At 70.3% G+C, this 16935-nt stretch carries 19 protein-coding genes; 8 read left to right on the top strand and 11 right to left on the bottom strand.

Annotated features, from left to right (window positions below):
* The first annotated feature begins 39 nt into the window (after nt 1-39).
* The 6 genes from otsB to DELCS14_RS03615 all read left to right on the top strand — a co-directional run bounded on the left by otsB (nt 40) and on the right by DELCS14_RS03615 (nt 5643).
* Nucleotides 40-813 carry a trehalose-phosphatase gene (gene otsB, locus DELCS14_RS03640; RefSeq protein ID WP_013800483.1) on the top strand — a complete coding sequence of 258 codons (774 nt, stop codon included), beginning with the start codon at nt 40-42 and terminating at the stop codon, nt 811-813.
* Entirely contained in the window at nt 810-2336 is a 1527-nt protein-coding gene (locus tag DELCS14_RS03635; protein WP_013800482.1) for a trehalose-6-phosphate synthase, read from the top strand. The genes otsB and DELCS14_RS03635 overlap by 4 nt, the downstream gene beginning before the upstream one ends.
* 112 nt (nt 2337-2448) lie before the next feature.
* On the top strand, nt 2449-3537 hold the full coding sequence (locus DELCS14_RS03630) for an acyl-CoA dehydrogenase family protein (protein ID WP_013800481.1): 1089 nt from the start codon (nt 2449-2451) through the stop codon (nt 3535-3537).
* Nucleotides 3525-4283 carry a PIG-L family deacetylase gene (locus DELCS14_RS03625; RefSeq protein WP_013800480.1) on the top strand — a complete coding sequence of 253 codons (759 nt, stop codon included), beginning with the start codon at nt 3525-3527 and terminating at the stop codon, nt 4281-4283. Before DELCS14_RS03630 ends, DELCS14_RS03625 begins: the two co-directional genes overlap by 13 nt.
* The gene (locus DELCS14_RS03620) at nt 4280-4888 is read left to right on the top strand and encodes a class I SAM-dependent methyltransferase (protein ID WP_013800479.1); all 609 of its coding nucleotides are present in this window, start codon (nt 4280-4282) and stop codon (nt 4886-4888) included. The genes DELCS14_RS03625 and DELCS14_RS03620 overlap by 4 nt, the downstream gene beginning before the upstream one ends.
* Entirely contained in the window at nt 4885-5643 is a 759-nt protein-coding gene (locus DELCS14_RS03615; RefSeq protein WP_013800478.1) for a glycosyltransferase family 2 protein, read from the top strand. Before DELCS14_RS03620 ends, DELCS14_RS03615 begins: the two co-directional genes overlap by 4 nt.
* Here DELCS14_RS03615 and DELCS14_RS03610 read toward each other — a convergent pair.
* From DELCS14_RS03610 to DELCS14_RS03600, 3 genes are all read right to left on the bottom strand, one after another.
* The gene (locus DELCS14_RS03610) at nt 5613-6173 is read right to left on the bottom strand and encodes a DinB family protein (RefSeq protein WP_013800477.1); all 561 of its coding nucleotides are present in this window, start codon (nt 6171-6173) and stop codon (nt 5613-5615) included. The genes DELCS14_RS03615 and DELCS14_RS03610 overlap by 31 nt on opposite strands.
* Before the next feature lie 22 nt (nt 6174-6195).
* Nucleotides 6196-7062, bottom strand: coding sequence for a PhzF family phenazine biosynthesis protein (locus DELCS14_RS03605; protein WP_013800476.1), 867 nt, complete (start codon nt 7060-7062; stop codon nt 6196-6198).
* 63 nt (nt 7063-7125) lie between these two features.
* The gene (locus DELCS14_RS03600; RefSeq protein ID WP_012207674.1) at nt 7126-7530 is read right to left on the bottom strand and encodes a VOC family protein; all 405 of its coding nucleotides are present in this window, start codon (nt 7528-7530) and stop codon (nt 7126-7128) included.
* 69 nt (nt 7531-7599) lie between these two features.
* Between DELCS14_RS03600 and DELCS14_RS03595 the strand changes: the two genes are divergently transcribed.
* Complete coding sequence (locus DELCS14_RS03595; protein ID WP_013800475.1) at nt 7600-8967, top strand: PLP-dependent aminotransferase family protein; 1368 nt, start codon at nt 7600-7602, stop codon at nt 8965-8967.
* On the opposite strand, the gene DELCS14_RS03590 is transcribed toward DELCS14_RS03595, so the two are convergent.
* Genes DELCS14_RS03590 through DELCS14_RS03555 form a run of 8 tightly spaced genes read right to left on the bottom strand, consistent with a single transcriptional unit; the run spans nt 8951 to nt 16117 of the window.
* On the bottom strand, nt 8951-9391 hold the full coding sequence (locus DELCS14_RS03590; RefSeq protein ID WP_013800474.1) for a nuclear transport factor 2 family protein: 441 nt from the start codon (nt 9389-9391) through the stop codon (nt 8951-8953). The genes DELCS14_RS03595 and DELCS14_RS03590 overlap by 17 nt on opposite strands.
* A 5-nt stretch (nt 9392-9396) precedes the next feature.
* Nucleotides 9397-10188, bottom strand: coding sequence for an SDR family NAD(P)-dependent oxidoreductase (locus tag DELCS14_RS03585; protein ID WP_012207677.1), 792 nt, complete (start codon nt 10186-10188; stop codon nt 9397-9399).
* A gap of 5 nt (nt 10189-10193) precedes the next feature.
* A complete protein-coding gene (locus tag DELCS14_RS03580) occupies nt 10194-10754 on the bottom strand; it encodes a DUF3833 domain-containing protein (RefSeq protein ID WP_013800473.1) in 561 nt (186 codons plus the stop codon).
* On the bottom strand, nt 10751-12106 hold the full coding sequence (locus DELCS14_RS03575) for an MFS transporter (protein WP_013800472.1): 1356 nt from the start codon (nt 12104-12106) through the stop codon (nt 10751-10753). Before DELCS14_RS03575 ends, DELCS14_RS03580 begins: the two co-directional genes overlap by 4 nt.
* A gap of 18 nt (nt 12107-12124) precedes the next feature.
* Entirely contained in the window at nt 12125-12742 is a 618-nt protein-coding gene (locus DELCS14_RS03570; RefSeq protein WP_013800471.1) for a hypothetical protein, read from the bottom strand.
* Nucleotides 12739-14007, bottom strand: a complete 1269-nt coding sequence (locus tag DELCS14_RS03565; protein WP_013800470.1) for a cyclopropane-fatty-acyl-phospholipid synthase family protein — start codon at nt 14005-14007, stop codon at nt 12739-12741. The genes DELCS14_RS03570 and DELCS14_RS03565 overlap by 4 nt, the downstream gene beginning before the upstream one ends.
* On the bottom strand, nt 14004-14756 hold the full coding sequence (locus tag DELCS14_RS03560) for a DUF1365 domain-containing protein (RefSeq protein WP_013800469.1): 753 nt from the start codon (nt 14754-14756) through the stop codon (nt 14004-14006). Before DELCS14_RS03560 ends, DELCS14_RS03565 begins: the two co-directional genes overlap by 4 nt.
* Entirely contained in the window at nt 14753-16117 is a 1365-nt protein-coding gene (locus DELCS14_RS03555) for an NAD/FAD-binding protein (RefSeq protein WP_013800468.1), read from the bottom strand. The genes DELCS14_RS03560 and DELCS14_RS03555 overlap by 4 nt, the downstream gene beginning before the upstream one ends.
* A gap of 140 nt (nt 16118-16257) precedes the next feature.
* Between DELCS14_RS03555 and DELCS14_RS03550 the strand changes: the two genes are divergently transcribed.
* Entirely contained in the window at nt 16258-16896 is a 639-nt protein-coding gene (locus tag DELCS14_RS03550; RefSeq protein WP_013800467.1) for a helix-turn-helix domain-containing protein, read from the top strand.
* The last annotated feature ends 39 nt before the right edge of the window (nt 16897-16935 follow it).

Below are 16935 nucleotides of genomic sequence, written 5' to 3'. Positions count from 1 at the left end.
ACGGCCGATGGACCCGGCACTCGATACCTTGGTCTCTCCATGGAAACACCTCCGCTCCCCACCTGCAGATCCGCGCTGTTCCTCGACTTCGATGGCACGCTCGTGCCCCTGGCCGAGACACCGGACGCCATCCGGCCGGATCCCGCCCTGCTCCCGCTGCTGGCCGGCCTGCAGGGCCGGCTCGATGGCGCGCTGGCCATCGTCACAGGCCGTCAGATCGAGGTGCTGGACCGCTACCTGGCGCCGCTGTGCCTGCCCGCCGCCGGCGAGCACGGCCTGCGCCGGCGGGACTGCAGCGGCCGGCTGCACGGCCGGGCATGCGCCATGCCCGCGCCTGTGCTGCAGCTGTGCCATGCGCTGGCGCAGGAACATCCGGCCTTGCTGGTGGAGCGCAAGCCCTCGTCCATCGCGCTGCACTACCGGCGCGCGCCACAGCTGGCGGCGCTGTGCCTGGATACATTGACCCGCGCCTTGCAGCGCTGGCCGCAGCTGGAGCTGCTGCAGGGCAAGTGCGTGCTGGAGGTCAGGCCTGCGGCAATGGGCTCCGGCATGGGCACCGGCAAGGGCAGCGCCATTGCGGCCTTCCTGCGCGAAAGCCCGTTCGCTGGCCGCGTCCCCGTCTTCGTGGGCGACGATGTCACCGATGAAAGCGGCTTTGCCGCGGTGCAGGCGCACGGCGGGATAGCGATCAAGGTGGGCGAAGGCGCAAGCGGGGCCCGCCACCGGCTGGACAGCCCGCAGGCCGTGCACGCCTGGCTGCAGTCCGCATGCATGCACCTGGCGGCACAGACCTGCGCGGAGGCCCTGCCATGAGCCGGCTGGTGGTGATCTCCAACCGCGTGGCCGATCCGGGCAGGACCGCAGCCGGGGGCCTTGCCGTGGCCATGGGCGATGCGCTGCGGCAGACGGGCGGCCTATGGTTCGGCTGGAGCGGGACCGTCACCGACGACGGTCCCCAGGCCGCGCCTGCCGGCCATGTGCACCGCTCCCAGGCCGGCAAGGTCACGCTGGCCACGGTGGACCTGGACCGTGCAGACCACGACAGCTACTACGCGGGCTACAGCAATGGCGTGCTGTGGCCCGTCTTCCATGGCCGGCTGGACCTGGCGAACTTCGACACGGGCCTTGCGGCCGGCTACCGCCGCGTGAACCAGCTGCTTGCGCGCCGGCTGCTGCCCCTGCTGGCGGAGGACGACATCCTCTGGGTGCATGACTACCACCTGATCCCGCTGGCGGCCGAGCTGCGCGCCCTGGGCTGCCGCCAGCGCATCGGCTTTTTCCTGCACATCCCGCTGCCGCCACCGACCCTGCTGGCGGCCATTCCCGAGCATGCATGGCTGATGCGCTGCCTGTTCGCCTATGACCTGGTGGGCCTGCAGACCCGCCAGGACGTGCAGCACTTCGAGCGCTATGTCTGCGAGGAGGCGGGCGGCCAGGCCCTGGGCGACGGCGCATTCCGCGCCCATGGCCAGCGCCTGGTGTGCCGCGCCTTCCCCATAGGCATCGATGTGGATGGTTTCATGGCGCTTGCACAGGGCGGCGCCTCGCGGGACATGTACGAGCGCATGAAGCACGAATACGCCCAGCGCCGCCTGCTGCTGGGCATAGACCGGCTGGACTACTCCAAGGGCCTGCCGCAGCGCCTGCGCGCCTTCCGGGAGCTGCTGGCCCGCCATCCCGAGCAGCGCCGCAGCGCCACGCTGATCCAGATCGGATCGCCCACGCGCGAGGGCCTGGACGCGTATGCCGACATACGGCGTGAACTCGAATCGCTGTGCGGCGCCATCAACGGCGACTACGGCGAGCTGGACTGGATGCCCGTGCGCTACATCCACCAGACCCTGCCGCGCGACGGCATTCCGGGCCTGTGCCGCGCGGCGGCTGTGGGCCTGGTCACCCCGCTGCGCGATGGCATGAACCTCGTGGCCAAGGAGTACGTGGCGGCCCAGGACCCGGCCGACCCGGGCGTGCTGGTGCTGTCGCGGTTTGCAGGCGCTGCCGAGCAGCTGCAGGAGGCGCTGCTGGTCAATCCCTACGACGTGCACGGCACGGCCGCCGTGGTGCAGCAGGCCCTGCAGATGCCGCTGCAGGAAAGGCGCCAGCGGCACCAGCGGCTGCTGCAGCGCATTGCCGAGCAGGACGTGCACTGGTGGCGCAAGGCCTTTCTGTCTGCCTTGAAAGAGGCCAGGCCGCTGGAGCACAGGGAAAGGGAAGGCTTCGGCATCCCCGTTCCCTCGATCAGGCAGGAGCAGGCGCCGCTGCGCCTGGAACTGGCCGCCTGCCCTGCCGACGGTGTGGAACGGGACGCCTGCCGGTCGGTGATCTCCGACAGGTAATGCCTTCCTGCTCCTGCGGCGCCGCGTTCATCCTCCCGGCACGATGGCATCGCCTGGCGCCTCCCCCCCATTTCCAGGCTGCGCAAGGCACGAAAAAGGAAGGTGAGCGGTGATGGCCCAGCACAACGACGAGCACGCCAATGCGTGGACATGCAGCGACACGCTGGCCCAGGCCTTGCGCGGCCATGGGGACCTGTCGCCGGCGGACCAATTGGCCCTGCTGGTAGCGCAGGGCGCCGACCGCCTGCCGCTGCCGGGCCATGGCCACACGCTGCAGCGCTGGCGAACACTGGCCGAAGTGGCTGCCCACAGCCTGGGCCTGGCCAAGCTCTATGAAGGCCATACCGATGCCCTGGCCATCCTGTCCGAACTGCAGGCCGACCTGGCCACCGAAGGACTGCGCTGGGCCGTCTGGTGCGCCGAGCCGCCGGGCGAGCGCGTGCAGGCCACGGCGGCATCTCCCGACGCCACGCAACGCACGACCCTGCAGGCAGGCTCGGCGGTTCGCCTGTCCGGCCACAAGCCCTGGTGCTCCGGCGCCCGTGCCGTGGACCGTGCCCTGGTCAGCGGCTGGCTGGCAGACGGCCAGCGCTGCCTGATCGCGGTCACCATGGACCAGCCCGGCATCCGCAGGGACGACAGCCACTGGCAGGCCGTGGGCATGGCCGCCAGCGCCAGCGCCGATGTGCATTTCGACGGCGCCACCGGCGTGCTGGTCGGGGCCCCGGGCCAGTACCTGAGCCGCCCCGGCTTTCACCATGGCGGCGCCGGCGTTGCGGCCTGCTGGCATGGCGCGGCAGCGCGCATCGCCAGCCATCTGCAGCAGGCCGTCAGTCAAGGAGAGGACCCGCACCGCCAGGCCCACCTGGGCGCGCTGGACGTGGCCCTGGCCAGCGCGGCCGGCCTGCTGCGCGACGCTGCGGCCTGCATCGATGCCACGCCCTCGGACCCCTGCCTGCTGGCCGTGAGCCGCGCCCGCCTGGCCGTGGAAGCCGCCGCCGAAGAGGTGCTGCGGCGCGTGCCGCGCGCCATCGGTCCCGGCCCGCTGTGCAAGAACAGGGGCCTGGCGCAGCTGATGGCCGACCTGCCCGTCTTCATCCGCCAAAGCCATGCCGAGCGCGACCAGGCGGCGCTGGGCCGCCTGCTGGCCGAGAAGGCACAGGCCTCGCAGGCACCGGGAGGCGCGGCATGGATGCTGTGAAGCCGCGCCTCATCGAGGGCCGGGGCACGCCCGAATCGCGCTGGCAGGCCTGGTTTGCGCAACGCCGGCCAGCGCAGGTATCCATGGACGACCTCCTGGAGGGCCGGCGCCGCGCCGTCATCGTCGCGCCGCACCCCGATGACGAAATCCTGGGCTGCGCCGGCCTGCTGCACCGCTGTGCCGAGCGGGGCATGGCCTGCCTCATCGTCTCCGTGACCGATGGCGGAGCCAGCCACCCCGACTCGACGCTGTGGCCGCCGCAGCGTCTGGTGCGCGAGCGCGTGCAGGAGAGCACCCAGGCCCTGGCCCTGCTTGCGCCGCAGGCGCAGGTGCTGCGGCTGGGCTTGCCCGACGGCCATATCGCCGAGCATGCAGCGCAGTTGCTGCAGCGGCTGGAGCAGTTGCTGCAGCCCTCGGACGCGCTGCTGTGCACCTGGCGCGAAGACGGTCACCCGGACCACGAGGCCACCGGCCAGGCCTGCGCCGCGGCGGCCCGGCACACGGGCTGCCGGCTCTTCGAGCTGCCGATCTGGGCCTGGCACTGGGCCGAGCCTGGCGACGCACGCGTGCCCTGGCACCGCGCCGCCGCCATTGCGCTGGCACCGCAGGAGCTGGCGCTCAAGCGCAAGGCCCTGTCGTGCTTTCGCAGCCAGCTGCTGCCAGACCCGTCCACGGGCCGCGACGCCGTCCTGCCGTCCTGGGCCACGCAGCGCCTGCTGCGTCCGTTTGAAGTGGTGTTTCTATGAACGGCGCCAGGCAGCACTTCGAGCAGATGTACCAGGCCGACCCCGACCCCTGGCAGGTCGCATCGCGCTGGTACGAGCGGCGCAAGCGCGACCTGCTGCTGGCCGCCCTGCCGCGCGAGCGCTATGCCCACGGCTTCGAGCCTGGCTGCGGCAATGGCGAGGCCACGCAGCGCCTGCTGCAGCGCTGCGACCGGCTGTGCGCCGTCGATTTCTCGGACAGGGCCGTGGATCTGTGCCGCCAGCGGATTGCACCGCAGGACCGCGCACGCCTGGACCTGCAGGCTCTGCCCCTGCCCTGGCAATGGCCACAGGTGCCACAGATGCCGCAGCAAGGCTTCGATCTCATCGTGGTCTCGGAGCTCGCCTACTACTTCGACGACGCGGCACTGGCGCATTTCAACCGCCAGTGCCTGGCCTCGCTGCAGGGCGGCGGCCACTGGCTTATGTGCCACTGGCGGCATGGGGCGCACGATCACCTGCAGACCACTCGCACCCTGCATGACAGCGTGTCGGCCCATGCGCAGCTGCACTTGCTGCTGAGCCACAGCGAGCCGGATTTCCAGCTGGACATCTGGCAGAAAACCCCTGAAAGGACGGACAGATGATCGGCGTGTGCATCCCAGCCCATGACGAGGAAGACCTCATAGGCCGCTGCCTGGACAGCGTGTTTTGCGCGGCCGCCCATGCCGACCTGCAGGGCGAGACCGTGGCCGTCGTCGTGGTGCTGGACAGCTGCCAGGACGCCACCGAATCGGCCGTGCGCCGCTGGCCCGCCATCCCGTTGCCGATTGCCGCGCGCAACGTGGGCAAGGCGCGGGCCCTGGGGTCGGAGTACCTGCTGCTGCTGGGCGCCCGCTGGCTGGCCTTCACGGATGCCGACACCACGGTCTCCCAGAGTTGGCTGGCCGACCAGCTGGCGCTTCAGTCCGACGTGGTCTGCGGCACGGTGCAAGTGGCCGACTGGTCGGCCCACGGCGTCCAGGCGGACACGGCGCGGCGGCACTTCGAGACCACCTACACGGACCGCGACGGCCATCGCCACGTGCACGGCGCCAACCTGGGCATCTCAGCTTGGCACTACCGCCAGGCCGGCGGGTTCGACGCACGCACCTGCGGCGAGGACCAGGACCTGGTGGACCGCCTGGCGGCCGGCGGCGCCCGCATCGCCTGGTCGGCGCGGCCCCGGGTGATGACCAGCGGCCGCGCCTACTCGCGCGTGGCCGACGGTTTTGCCGGTGCGCTGCGCCAGGGATGGGCCCTGCCCGGCAACACGCCACCTGAGCTGCCCGTGCTCCAGGGCGCCCTGGCGCAGCAGGCCCTGGCCCTGCCTCAACCGCAGGCCGGCTCGTCCACGCGGTAGCAGTCCCTGAGGAACACAGGCAGGTCGTTGGCCGGCGGCACGAAGGGCACCTGGTACATCATGTCGCTGACAAAGCCACGGTGGTAGCTGCCGTGGTTCACCACGTGCAGCACGATCTGCTCGCGCGTCATGGCGCCCTGCCCGCCGCCCACGAACTCGAAGTGCACGACCTTCGCCAGTTCCTCGTCCGGGCACGCATCGACGAACTCCACATACCAGCGGTCCATTGCCTGCACGGATTCCCACAGCGCCTGCAGCGTGGGCGTGTGGTCGGTGTTGCGCATGGTGTAGCCATGTTTGCGGCCCTGCAGGTGGTGCCTGAAGATGTCCTCCACCACAAGGACGTGGTTCAGCGTGCGCACCATGTTGCCGAAGCTCGTGGGCCGCTGCTTCAGAGCCTCGCCTTCGGGCAGCTCCATCACGCTCTTGAAGGTCAGGCCGTTGGCCCAGGCCTTGTAGCGCACCAGCATTTTCAGGTTGGCCCTGGCCGATGAGACGGGAGCGCGCGGGCTCTCTTGGATCACTGTCATTCGTGGGTTCTTTCGGTGTGGATCAAAGGCCGCTCAGTGCGCCTTCGACATGGGTGCGCGCCGTGCCGCCCACCCAGACCTGGCCCGTGCCGTCACGGGTCAGGAAGATGCGGCCGTCACGGCCCAGGCAGCGGCCCTGGGCGGCAATGTAGTCGCTGTCCATCACCCCTGTCGCAAACAGCCACTGCGCCAGCGAGGCGTTGAGGCTGCCGGTGACGGGGTCTTCGACGATGGCGCCCTGGTGATCGGAGAAGAAGGCGCGCACCTCGCAGGCGGCAGGACTGGCACCGCTGGCACCACCGACACCCCTGGCATAGGGCCCCACCACGCCCACGTCCATGCGCGTGGGCCACTGCCGGGCCGGGTTCAGCGCCAGCACCTGCTCGGCCGAGGCCAGGCGGATGCCCAGCCAGCCGGGGCCGTTGTCTATCCACGAGGCGGCCTGCACCTCGTCGGCAGTGATGCCCAGCATGCGCAGCGCCGCATCCAGCTCATCGGCGGTGGGCGCGCCAAAGCGCAGCATGGGCGGCGCGGCGAATGCCAGCCGTCCATGCTCCTGCCGTATCTGCACCAGCCCCGCCCCGCACTCCTGGACGACGTGGCCTGCGTTCCTGGGCGCACCGTGCTGGGACAGCCAGGCATGGCAGCTGCCCAGCGTGGGATGGCCGGCAAAAGGCATCTCCCGGTCCAGCGTGAAAATCCTCACGCGGTAGTCGGCCTGCGCCTGCGTGGGCGGCAGCAGGAACGCGGTTTCGGAGAGGTTGAACCAGCGTGTCAGCTGCTGCATCTGTGCGGTGGTCAGCGCCTGCCCACCGGTGATCACGGCCAGCGGATTGCCGGACAGCGGGCCGCTGGCGAAAACGTCGACCATATGAACGGCAATGCTCATGAAGACGGTCCTTGTTGCATGGAAAGGAAAAGAAAGGGAAACGGGCGGCGGGCCCGTGCCGCGCTACGGCCGCACATCGGCGCGATGCACCACATGGACCTTGTTGCCGTCGGGATCGCGCAGGTAGGCGCCGTAGTAGCCATCGCCGTAGTGCGGGCGCGGGCCGGGCGGGCCTTCGTCGCTGCCGCCCCGGGCCAGGCCGGCGGCATGGGCCGCATCCACCGCGTCGGGCGACGGGGCCACAAAGGCCACCATGGCGCCATTGCCCGCCGTGGCCGGCTCGCCGTTGAAGGGGCTGTAGACATAAAAGCGCGGCAAGGCCGCCGGCGGCGCCACCCAGCACAGCGCGGCCGGGCCGCCATCGGGCTGGACGGCGCGGCGCTGCAGTCCCAGCGGAAAAAGCACCGCGTCATAGAAGCGGCCGGCCCGCTCGAGATCACGGGCGCCGACGGTGATGTGGCTGAACATGGAGCGAACGTTACACTATCGACAAATGAAATAGTGTCACGGCACACTCATTTTTTCCTTGCCCCGACCATGCTCCTGCCCTCCCCCTGGACGCCCCGTCTTGCGCGCATTGAAGCCAGTGCCGCCGAGCGGCTGGCGCGTGCCCTGGCCGACGATATCGTCGAAGGCCGGCTGGCCGGCGGCGACCGCCTGCCCGCCCACAGGGACCTGGCCGACAGGCTGCAGATCGGCCTGGGCTCGGTGACCAGGGCCTATGCGCTGCTGGAGCGCCGGGGGCTGACACGCAGCGTCAAGGGCCGGGGCACCTTCGTGGCGTCACAGCAGGCGCAGGCTGGCGAGGACATCGACCTGTCTTCCAACGCGCCGCCGGCCGCCATCAGTGCGCGCGTTCTGGCTCGTACGCTGACCGGGATTGCGCGCAGCATCGATGCCGATCATTTCAACTTCTATGCCCCGCCCCAGGGCCACCTGGAGCATCGGCGCGTGCTCGTGCGCTGGCTGCAGACGCTGGGCCTGAACGTGGAACCCGACCACATGGTGCTGACCAGCAGCGCGCGCCAGGCGCTGTCGCTGGCCCTTGACCTGGTCTGCCAGCCCCGGGGCCGGCTGCTGACCGAGCGCATCACCTACCCCGGCGCCATTGCCCTGGCCCGGCGCAAGGGCTGCGCCCTGCAGGGCCTGGCCATCGACGCGCAGGGCCTGCTGCCGCAGGCGCTGGCCGATGCGCTGGAGGGCATTCCCGCCGCCGAAGGCAAGGTGGTCTACCTCACCCCCACGCTGCACAACCCGACCACGGCCACCATGGGCGCGGAGCGCAGGCAGGCGATCGTGGACATCTGCCGCAGCGCAGGCGCCTGGATCATCGAGGACGGCGTGTATGCCGCCTGCTTGCCCGATCACGCACCCTTGGCCCATCTGGCCACGCTGGCGCCCGAAATCACGCTGCATGTGAACGGGCTGTCCAAGTCGCTGGGCCCAGGGCTGCAGGTGGGCATGCTGGTGCTGCCCGCTTCGCTGTGCGGCGCGGCTGTGGAGCTTGTGCAGGAGATGTCCATGGCTCCTTCGGCCCTCTCCTGCGCCGTGATCGATGAATGGCTGTCGCACGGCGTGGTCGCTTCCCTGCAGGCCGACCTGCGCCATGAGGCACAGCGGCGCTGCCGGCTGGCCGCATCACACCTCGCCCCGCACCTGAGTGGCTCCGGCCTGGTGCTGCACCCCGAGGCCTACAACGCATGGCTGCCCATGGAGCGCGAAGCCGCCGACCGCCTGGTATCGGCCGCAGCGGCGCTGGGCTTGAAGCTGACCGATCCGGGCTCGCTCATGGTGGACCCGCAGGAGCAGGCCAGCGGGCTGCGCATCTGCCTGGGTGCGCCGCGTTTCGACGCGCTGGACGGCGCCCTGGCGCAGTTGGCCCGGCTGCTTACTGCGGCGCCCTGAGCTTGTGCTGCAGCGCCCTGGCCACGGCGCCCAGCACGGGAACCTTGGCGAAGATTTCCTCCACCGGGTCCCAGAAATCCCGGTGCGTCGCCACCAGCCCGTCGCCATCGAACTGCAGGTAGCTGGTGCCGCAGATGTGCATGGGCTGGCCGGATGAGCGCACAAAGCCCAGCTCCCACAGCAGAAAACCGCTGTCGCCCTGCACCGCGCCGTGGCTGACGGCAAAGCGGGGCCGGTCGAGCTGCTCGAACATGTGGGAAAACACGCGCTCGATCGCAGCGTGGCCGCGCACCTCGTTGAACGGGTCCTTGAACAGGGCCTGCTCGGCATACAGGGACAGCAGCGCCGGCAGGTTGTCGCGGCGCAGGGCCTCGTAGGCCTGGGCCAAGCGGGCCAGTCGCGGATCGGATATGCCGCTGCTCATGGGTTTCATGCTCCGGTGAAGCGGCGGACCGCAGAGAAATACCAGGCGTCTGGCAGGCAGCGCAGCAGGCGCACCCAGCGCGTGAAGCGGCGCGGGAAATTCATCTCGAAACGCCCCTGCGCCCAGCCCTGCAGCATATGCCGGGCCGCCTCGTCGGCGCCGATCAGGGCCGGCATGCTGAAGCTGTTTTGCGCCGTCAGCGGCGTATCGACAAAGCCGGGATTGATGATGGACACGCCCAGGCCCAGGCCATGCAGGTCCAGATAGAGGTTTTCCGCCAGGTTGTTGAGCGCCGCCTTGGTGGGGCCGTAGGCCAGGGACATGGGCAGCCCCCGGTAGCCGGCCACCGAGCCGACCAGGGCCAGATGGCCCCGGCCAGCCTTGAGCAGCATGGGCAGCGCGGCATCGAGCAGGTGCAGCACGCCGCCATAGTTCACGGCCAGGTGGTGCTGCATCTCGGCCAGGTCGAACTCGGTGGCGCGCAGGGGCCTGTAGTGGCCTGCGCAGTAGAGGATCAGGTCGGGTGCCCCGCCCGCGTGGGCCAGCACGGCCTGGGCGGCCGCATCCACGGCGGCGGCATCGGTCACGTCCAGCGGCAGGGCCAGGCAGCCCTCGCGGCCGCGCACGAAGTCCTGCAGCGCGCCGCCGTGCCGTGCGGAGACGATCACCCGGGCGCCCTGCCGGTGCAGCGCCTCCGCCGTGGCACGCCCTATGCCCGAGGAGGCGCCCACCACCCATGCCGAGCGTCCCTTCCAGTCAGCCAGCAGCGGGTTCAGCCCGCGCGAGAACAGCGGCATGGCCATCACTCCTTGACAAAGGACAGCGTCACATCGCCCAGGTGCACGCCGAGCTTGCTCATGGCCGTGCGGTTGAGCAGGGTGCGCCCGTCCATGAGGTACATCCAGTCATCCATGTGGACGTTCCAGACCCGCCCATTCACGGGCAGGGCCAGCACATAGCTCCAGCGGATGGCATTGCCCGCGCTCTGGCCCTGGGCCTCGCCCACCACGTCGTCGGCCCGGCCGCTGTAGCGGCCCTCGCCCAGGTGGCGGATATGCCAGACCCGCTCCTGGGTGCTGCCGTCGCTGTAGACGAAGTGCTCCTCCAGGGAGCCCTCGTCGCCATTCCAGCGGCCCGTCATGCGCACGGTGAATCGCTTGACCACCTTGCCCGATCGGTCCGTGAACATGCCGTGCGCCGTCAGCGGCCCGTTGAAATACTGGCGCAGGTCCAGCGTCGGCTGCTCCTTGGCGTAGTCCTGGACCGAAGGCCCGGCACAGCCCGCCAGGGACAGTGCCAAGGCCGCCCCCAGGCAGACGCGCCGCAGCGGCGAAAACGAAGCGCAGTGGGTGATGTGGCTCATGTGTGACTCCAGGAAGAATGCAATCGCTCGGCGCGCCAAAGCAGCAGCGCCGCCGCCAGCTTGAGCAGGCACGGCAGCCCGCCATAGGCCCAGGCCAGCGCCTGCAGCCCGGCCGGGTCGGTGCCGCCGCTGCGGTAGCCCGCGGCGGACAGCAGGGGCAGGGCCAGCCCTGCAGCCAGGGCCAGGTTGAGCTTGGTGGCGCAGGTCCACCAGCCCAGGTAGCGGCCCTCGCCCCGGCCGCCCTGGCCGGACTCGTGGATCACGCCCGTGAGCAGTGCGCCCGGCAAGGCCAGGTCCGCGCCCAGGGCCAGCCCGCTGGCCAGGCAGATCACGGCAAAGGCCATGGCGTCGCCCGCGCCCAGCCAGGGCGTGAAGCCGAAGGCCAGCACGCTGGCCAGCATGCCCGCGCGCCAGCTGGGCGCCAGGCCCCAGCGCGAGACGGCCTTCACCCATAGCGGCAGGCCCAGGGCCGCCGCGCCAAAGAAGCACAGCAGCAGCAGGGGCTGCAGTGCAGGCGCCTGCAGCCTGTCGGCCACAAAGAAGGGCAGCAAGGTGGCGGGAACGGCCGCGGCCACGCCATTGAGCATGAAGATGGCCAGCAGCCGGCGAAACCCGGCATCCGCCCATGGAGAAGTGGAAGAGGCCAGAGCGGCCGAGGCCGGGGACTCTGGCTGCGGCATGCGGGGCGCAGAGGACACATGGGACACATGGGACACATGGGACACATGGGGCACAGGAGCCACGGGCGCCCGGAGCCGGTACAGCCCCATCAGTCCCAGCACCAGGCCCAGCGCCAGCACGGCGCTGGTGGCGTCAAGGCCCATCACGGCCGGCAGCACGCTGGCCAGCAGCACGCCCGCCAGCGTGGCGCCCTCGCGCCAGGCCGTCACACGGGCACGCCAGGCGGGCTGGCCGCCCCAGCGGGTGCCCCAGGCCTGGTGGAGGATGGTGACGAAGCTGTAGGCCAGCGTGCACACCAGCAGGCTGCCGGCCAGCCAGCCCAGCATGGCGGCCTCGGCGCCGCGCGGCGGATGCCACAGCGCCCCGAAACCCAGCACCATCAGCAGGCTGCCCAGCGCAGCCGCCCGCCAGGCCGGCCGCACACCGCCGCGCAGCAGCCTGTCGGCCTGGCGGCCAATGGCCGGATCGACCACGGCATCGAGCGCCCGCGTGGCCAGCAGCACCGCGCCCAGCCCGGCCAGCGGCGCACCGGCCACGCTGGCGTAGTGGTAGGGCAGGTTCACGTACAGGGGCAGGGACACAAAGGCCAGCGGCGCGGCCAGCCCGCCATAGGCCAGCCCTGTGCGCCAGGGCAGCACGGGGGCGGGAGCGGGGACTGGGACGGAGTTCATGGCATGGTCCGCTGGCGTTCAGCCCTGGCCCAGCAGCGAGGTGCGCATGGCAGGCGCCGAGGTCTGCGGCGCCAGCCAGATGCCGAAGAACAGGCGCGCATAGTCGGCATCGCGCAGCTGCGCCGTCTGCCGGCCGTTGTGGAAAAAGCGCACATCGCCCTGGCCGTCGTTCAGGCCCAGCAGCCGGTCCTTGGCCACCACATCGGGAAAGGCCTGCTTCATCAGGTCCAGCCATTGGCGGGCCTGCTCTTCGGTGAAGCTGCCGACCCTGCGCATTTCGGCGATGGAGCGCTCGGCGATGGCCGCGCCTTCGAGCTTGCGGTCGTAGACCAGCTCCAGCGCAAACGGGTGGCGGGCGTAGTCCTCGGGCAGCAGTCCGGGCGCGGCCCACAGCCGCGCCTCATAGACGCGCAGGCCGAAAAAGCGCAGCACGGCCGTGCCCATCAGGCGCGCGGACGGCAGGGCGCTGCGCAGTTCGGCCGGAAGTTCGGCGGTCGGGGTCATGGCGTGCAGGGCGTTGGACATGGTGATCAATGAAGGGGCAAGGACGCAGGCGGCGCCCCAGGCCAGGGCCTTGCGGCGGGGGGCGCGGGGTGCACTGGGGGCGCGGCGCGCGTGAGGTTGCGGGGCTGTCATGGCAGGGGCTTGCGCAGCGTGAACTGGACGACATCGGTGTTGCCGGTGTCGAAGGCCGCCTCGCAGTAGGCCAGGTAGAAGGTCCAGATGCGCACGAAGCGTTCGTCAAAGCCCTGGGCACGCACGGCCTCCAGGCGCTCCTCGAAGGACTGGCGCCAGCGCCGCAGCGTTTCCGCATAGTCGCGGCCGAAGGCCATGCGGCGCTCCACCACCAGGCCGGCGCGGCGCGCCTCCTGCTCGAAGGCGGGGATGCTGGGCAGCAGGCCTCCCGGGAAGATGTACTGCTGGATGAAGTCGGTGGAGCGCAGATAGCGCGCGAACAGATCCTCGCGCAGCGTGATGGTCTGTATGCAGGCCAGGCCCCCGGGCTTGAGGCAGTCGCGCAGCGTCTGGAAGTAGCCGCGCCAGTATTCGCGGCCCACGGCCTCGAACATTTCGATGGAGACGATGGCGTCGAAGGGCTCGCCCGCATGGCGCGCGGGCAGGTCGCGGTAGTCCTGGTAGCGCAGCTCCACCGCGTCGGCCAGGCCCGCCTGCTGCATGCGCTGCTGCCCCCAGACCAGTTGCTCGCGCGACAGGGTCACGCCCGTGACCCGGGCGCCGAACTCCTGCGCCGCCGCCTCGGCCAGCCCGCCCCAGCCGCAGCCGATTTCCAGCAGGCGCTGGCCGGGCTGTAGCCGCACCTCGTCCAGCGTGCGCCTGAGCTTGGCCTGCTGGGCCTCCTGGAGGTCCGCGTTGCGCAGCGCTTGGCCCGTGCGGCCCTGGAACCAGGCCGCGCTGTAGCTCATGCCCGGGTCCAGCCACAGGCGGTAGAAATCATTGCCCAGGTCGTAATGGGCATGGATGTTCCTGGCACTGCCGGCCCGCGTATTGCGTTGCAGAAGATGGCGCAGGCGGTAGCCCAGCCGGCCCCACCAGCTGCCATAGACCAGGCTTTGCACATGGTCGCGGTTGGCCATGCACAGCCGCAGCAGGGCGGCCAGGTCGGGGCTGTCCCATTCGCCGGCGATATAGCCTTCAGCCAGCCCGATGTCGCCCGATTTGAGTGTGCGCTCCAGCGCCTGCCAGTCGTGCAGCACGCAATGCGCATCGGCAGCTCCCGACGGGGGGCGGGGCAGATGCAGCAGGCGGCCATCGGGCTGCTCCAGGTCCAGCTGCCCGTGGGGCAGGCGTTCGAGCAGGTTCAGCACACGGCGCGCCCGTGCAGGCGTGCGGCGCGGCGCGGCCGCGGAGGGGCTCAGCAAGGGGGCGGCGGTAGTGTTCATCGTGTGACGAAGCGCTTGGGCTCGGAGGGTTTGCCATGGAAAGGCACGCGCTTGGCCCAAAGGCGCAGCGCATGCCAGTGGATGCGGGCGACCACGCCCAGCGTCATCAGGGGCGTGCCGAAGAAGGCGCGGCGCACGGTGGCACCGTCGAGCGGGTGCAGCACGCCGCCCACGCTGGTCTGCAGCAGCGGGCCGTCCTCGTCGTGCAGGTCCACGCGCGCCAGGGTGCGGTCTTCGCCGCGCTCGAAGCGGAAGCGGTACTCGCCGCGCACCTCGCAGAACGGCGAGACATGGAATTGCTTGCGCGCCACCTGCTCGCGGCCCCAGTCCAGGTCCGGCCCCGCCAGCAGGTAGGCGTGGCGCTCGCCAAAGGTGTTGTTGACCTCGGCCAGCACGGCGGCCAGCGAGCCGTCGGCGCGGTGCGCATACCAAAAGCTCACGGGCTTGAACACGTAGCCCAGCACGCGGGGGAAGGTGTGCAGCCAGACCTCGCCATCGGCGTCGGCTATGCCTTCGCTGTGCAGCAACTGCTCGAACCAGGCCAGTGCGTCGCAGCCGCCCTCGCCGTGGTCGCTGTCATGAAAGCTCAGCCAGCCCAGCCGGTTGCGCCGCAGCGCGGCGTCCGGCTGCGTGCGCAGGCTGCGCAGCGGCAGCATCAGAAAATAGCCGGGATAGCGGAAGGCATGCTCGACAGGCCGCAGGCGGCGGTGCCAGACATGGCCGAAGCCGATGAGGGGGCGGGCCGTCATGCAATCCCCTCGAAGGCCGCGCTGGCGGGCAGGACGGGCAAGGCCGGCAGGGCGCGCAGCAGTCCATCGGCCGCGTCCAGGCCCGAGCGCAGGCCGTCTTCGTGAAAGCCGTAGCCGCACCATGCGCCGCAGAACCAGGTCCGGCGCTGGCCCTGCACGCCGGCCACGCGGCCCTGGGCCTCGATGGCCGCCAGGTCGAACACCGGGTGGCTGTACTCGATGCGCGCATGGACCTGGCCTTCATCGATCGGGCGCACCGGGTTCAGCGAAACCATCACGGGCTGCTGCCACGGCAGGGGCTGCAGGCGATTGAGCAGGTAGTGCAGGCAGACGCCGGCCTGGTCCCGTCCCGGGTCGGCCGCGCGTTCGTAGTTCCAGGCGGCCCAGGCCGCCTGCCTGCGCGGCAGCACGCTGGCATCGGTGTGCAGAACGGCCTGGTTGGGCTGGTAGCGGATGGCGCCCAGCACGCTGCGCTCCTGTGGCGTGGCATCGCTGCCGAGCAGGCGCAGGGCCTGGTCGCTGTGGCAGGCCAGCACCACGGCGTCGAACGGCTCCGTGCCGTTCGCCGTCTGCAGCAGCGCGCCGTGCGCGGCGCGGCGCAGGCCCAGCACGGGCGCATTCAGGCGTGCCTCGTGGCGGCCGTCCTTCAGCAGCGCGGCCACCATGCGCCGCACGTACTGGCGCGAGCCGCCGCGCACCGTGTGCCACTGCGGCCGGTCCGTGACCTGGATCAGTCCATGGTTGTGGCAAAAGCGGATCAGCGTGGCCACGGGAAAGCGCAGCATCTGGTCGGTGGGGCAGGACCAGATGCAGCCCATCATGGGCAGCAGGTAGTCCTGACGGAAGGCGGCGCCAAAGCCGTGGTCGTCCAGAAAATCGCCGATGGCGCTGCGCAGCCGCGCTTCATCGCCTTCCTGGGCGATGCGCGTGGCCAGGCGGTTGAAGCGCAGGATCTCGGCCAGCATTTTCAGAAAGCGCGGGCGCAGCAGATTGCCCCGCTGCGCGAACACGCCGCCCAGCGAACTGCCGCTCCATTCCAGGCCCGCGCGGCCATCGGCCTCAGGCACCTGCACGGAAAACGACATCTCGGCGGCAGCCGTGGGCACCTGCAGCTGCTCGAACAAACGTGTCAGCAGCGGATAGGTGCGGTGGTTGAAGACCAGAAAGCCGGTGTCCACGCCCTGGCTCACGCCGCCCAGCGTCAGGTCCACCGTGTTGGCGTGCCCCCCGAAATGGCCGCCCGCCTCCAGCAAGGTCACGGCAGGCCCGCCCGGCGCCGCGGCCAGGCGGCTCGCTGCGGCCAGGCGGCTCGCTGCGGCCAGCCCCGCAATCCCCGAACCGATGACAGCAATGCGATGCATGGAGGCGCCCTTCTTGGTTGAACAGCCCGACTAGACCACAAAGACCAAATCGTGAACTGATGAGTTCAAACTATAAACCAAACATACCCGCTTTGCACTATTTGGTATCAGATATGACCTGCAAGGTCTAAAATATCGCTATGACTAGCCGCTCCTCCATCAAAGAACAGATACAGCGCGTGCGCGAGCAGGCCATCGTGGCGGCCGTCAACCGGCTGCTGGCCACCAAGGGCTACGACGCCATGACGGTGGACGAGGTCGCGGCCGAGGCCGGCATGGCCAAGGCCAGCCTGTACAAGCTGTTCACCTCCAAGGAAGAACTGGCGGGCGCCGCCATGGTGGGCGTGCTGGACCGCGCCCTGGCCTTTGTGGACGGCCTGCGCGACACGGCGGCCCAGGCCGCCGAGGCCGGCACGCCGGTGCGCCCGCTGGACCAGCTCAAGGCCGTGACGTGCTGGGCCATGCAGACCCAGCTGGAAGGCGAAATGCCCTCCCTGCCGGCGCAGAACTCCAACCTCAGCGCCTCCCTGCAATCCAACGATGCCTACATGGACCGGCTGATCGCCCTGAGCAACCGCCTGAGCATCTGGATCACCGAGGCCCAGACCAGCGGCCAGCTGCAGCCCGCGCTGCCGGCCGAGCTGGTGCTCTACACGCTGTTCGCGCGGGCCTGCGATCCTGTGGTGGCCCTGCTCAAGGAGTCGGGCCAGTACACGCACGCGCAAATCATCGACTGGGTCACGAGCACGACCTTCGACGGGCTGGCGACAACGGATTGACCTAGGGCGCGCAGCGACAACTGCGATGCGTCTACCCGG

The sequence above is a fragment of the Delftia sp. Cs1-4 genome, assembly GCF_000214395.1.
Lineage (GTDB): Bacteria > Pseudomonadota > Gammaproteobacteria > Burkholderiales > Burkholderiaceae_C > Comamonas > Comamonas acidovorans.
Note: the sequence above shows the minus strand (reverse complement) of the source record. Positions and strands in the feature narration are given on the sequence as shown.

Bases quoted from the DNA above. Each gene is read 5' to 3' on its own strand.
- DELCS14_RS03600 (WP_012207674.1), bottom strand. From the start codon at position 7,530: ATGTTCAGCCACATCACCGTCGGCGCCCGTGATCTCGAGCGGGCCGGC.
- DELCS14_RS03615 (WP_013800478.1), top strand. From the start codon at position 4,885: ATGATCGGCGTGTGCATCCCAGCCCATGACGAGGAAGACCTCATAGGC.
- DELCS14_RS03590 (WP_013800474.1), bottom strand. From the start codon at position 9,391: ATGAGCAGCGGCATATCCGATCCGCGACTGGCCCGCTTGGCCCAGGCC.
- DELCS14_RS03550 (WP_013800467.1), top strand. From the start codon at position 16,258: ATGACTAGCCGCTCCTCCATCAAAGAACAGATACAGCGCGTGCGCGAG.
- DELCS14_RS03560 (WP_013800469.1), bottom strand. From the start codon at position 14,756: ATGACGGCCCGCCCCCTCATCGGCTTCGGCCATGTCTGGCACCGCCGC.
- DELCS14_RS03630 (WP_013800481.1), top strand. From the start codon at position 2,449: ATGGCCCAGCACAACGACGAGCACGCCAATGCGTGGACATGCAGCGAC.
- DELCS14_RS03610 (WP_013800477.1), bottom strand. From the start codon at position 6,173: ATGACAGTGATCCAAGAGAGCCCGCGCGCTCCCGTCTCATCGGCCAGG.
- DELCS14_RS03620 (WP_013800479.1), top strand. From the start codon at position 4,280: ATGAACGGCGCCAGGCAGCACTTCGAGCAGATGTACCAGGCCGACCCC.
- DELCS14_RS03575 (WP_013800472.1), bottom strand. From the start codon at position 12,106: ATGAACTCCGTCCCAGTCCCCGCTCCCGCCCCCGTGCTGCCCTGGCGC.
- DELCS14_RS03580 (WP_013800473.1), bottom strand. From the start codon at position 10,754: ATGAGCCACATCACCCACTGCGCTTCGTTTTCGCCGCTGCGGCGCGTC.
- DELCS14_RS03605 (WP_013800476.1), bottom strand. From the start codon at position 7,062: ATGAGCATTGCCGTTCATATGGTCGACGTTTTCGCCAGCGGCCCGCTG.
- DELCS14_RS03555 (WP_013800468.1), bottom strand. From the start codon at position 16,117: ATGCATCGCATTGCTGTCATCGGTTCGGGGATTGCGGGGCTGGCCGCA.
- DELCS14_RS03570 (WP_013800471.1), bottom strand. From the start codon at position 12,742: ATGACAGCCCCGCAACCTCACGCGCGCCGCGCCCCCAGTGCACCCCGC.
- otsB (WP_013800483.1), top strand. From the start codon at position 40: ATGGAAACACCTCCGCTCCCCACCTGCAGATCCGCGCTGTTCCTCGAC.
- DELCS14_RS03565 (WP_013800470.1), bottom strand. From the start codon at position 14,007: ATGAACACTACCGCCGCCCCCTTGCTGAGCCCCTCCGCGGCCGCGCCG.
- DELCS14_RS03585 (WP_012207677.1), bottom strand. From the start codon at position 10,188: ATGCCGCTGTTCTCGCGCGGGCTGAACCCGCTGCTGGCTGACTGGAAG.
- DELCS14_RS03635 (WP_013800482.1), top strand. From the start codon at position 810: ATGAGCCGGCTGGTGGTGATCTCCAACCGCGTGGCCGATCCGGGCAGG.
- DELCS14_RS03625 (WP_013800480.1), top strand. From the start codon at position 3,525: ATGGATGCTGTGAAGCCGCGCCTCATCGAGGGCCGGGGCACGCCCGAA.
- DELCS14_RS03595 (WP_013800475.1), top strand. From the start codon at position 7,600: ATGCTCCTGCCCTCCCCCTGGACGCCCCGTCTTGCGCGCATTGAAGCC.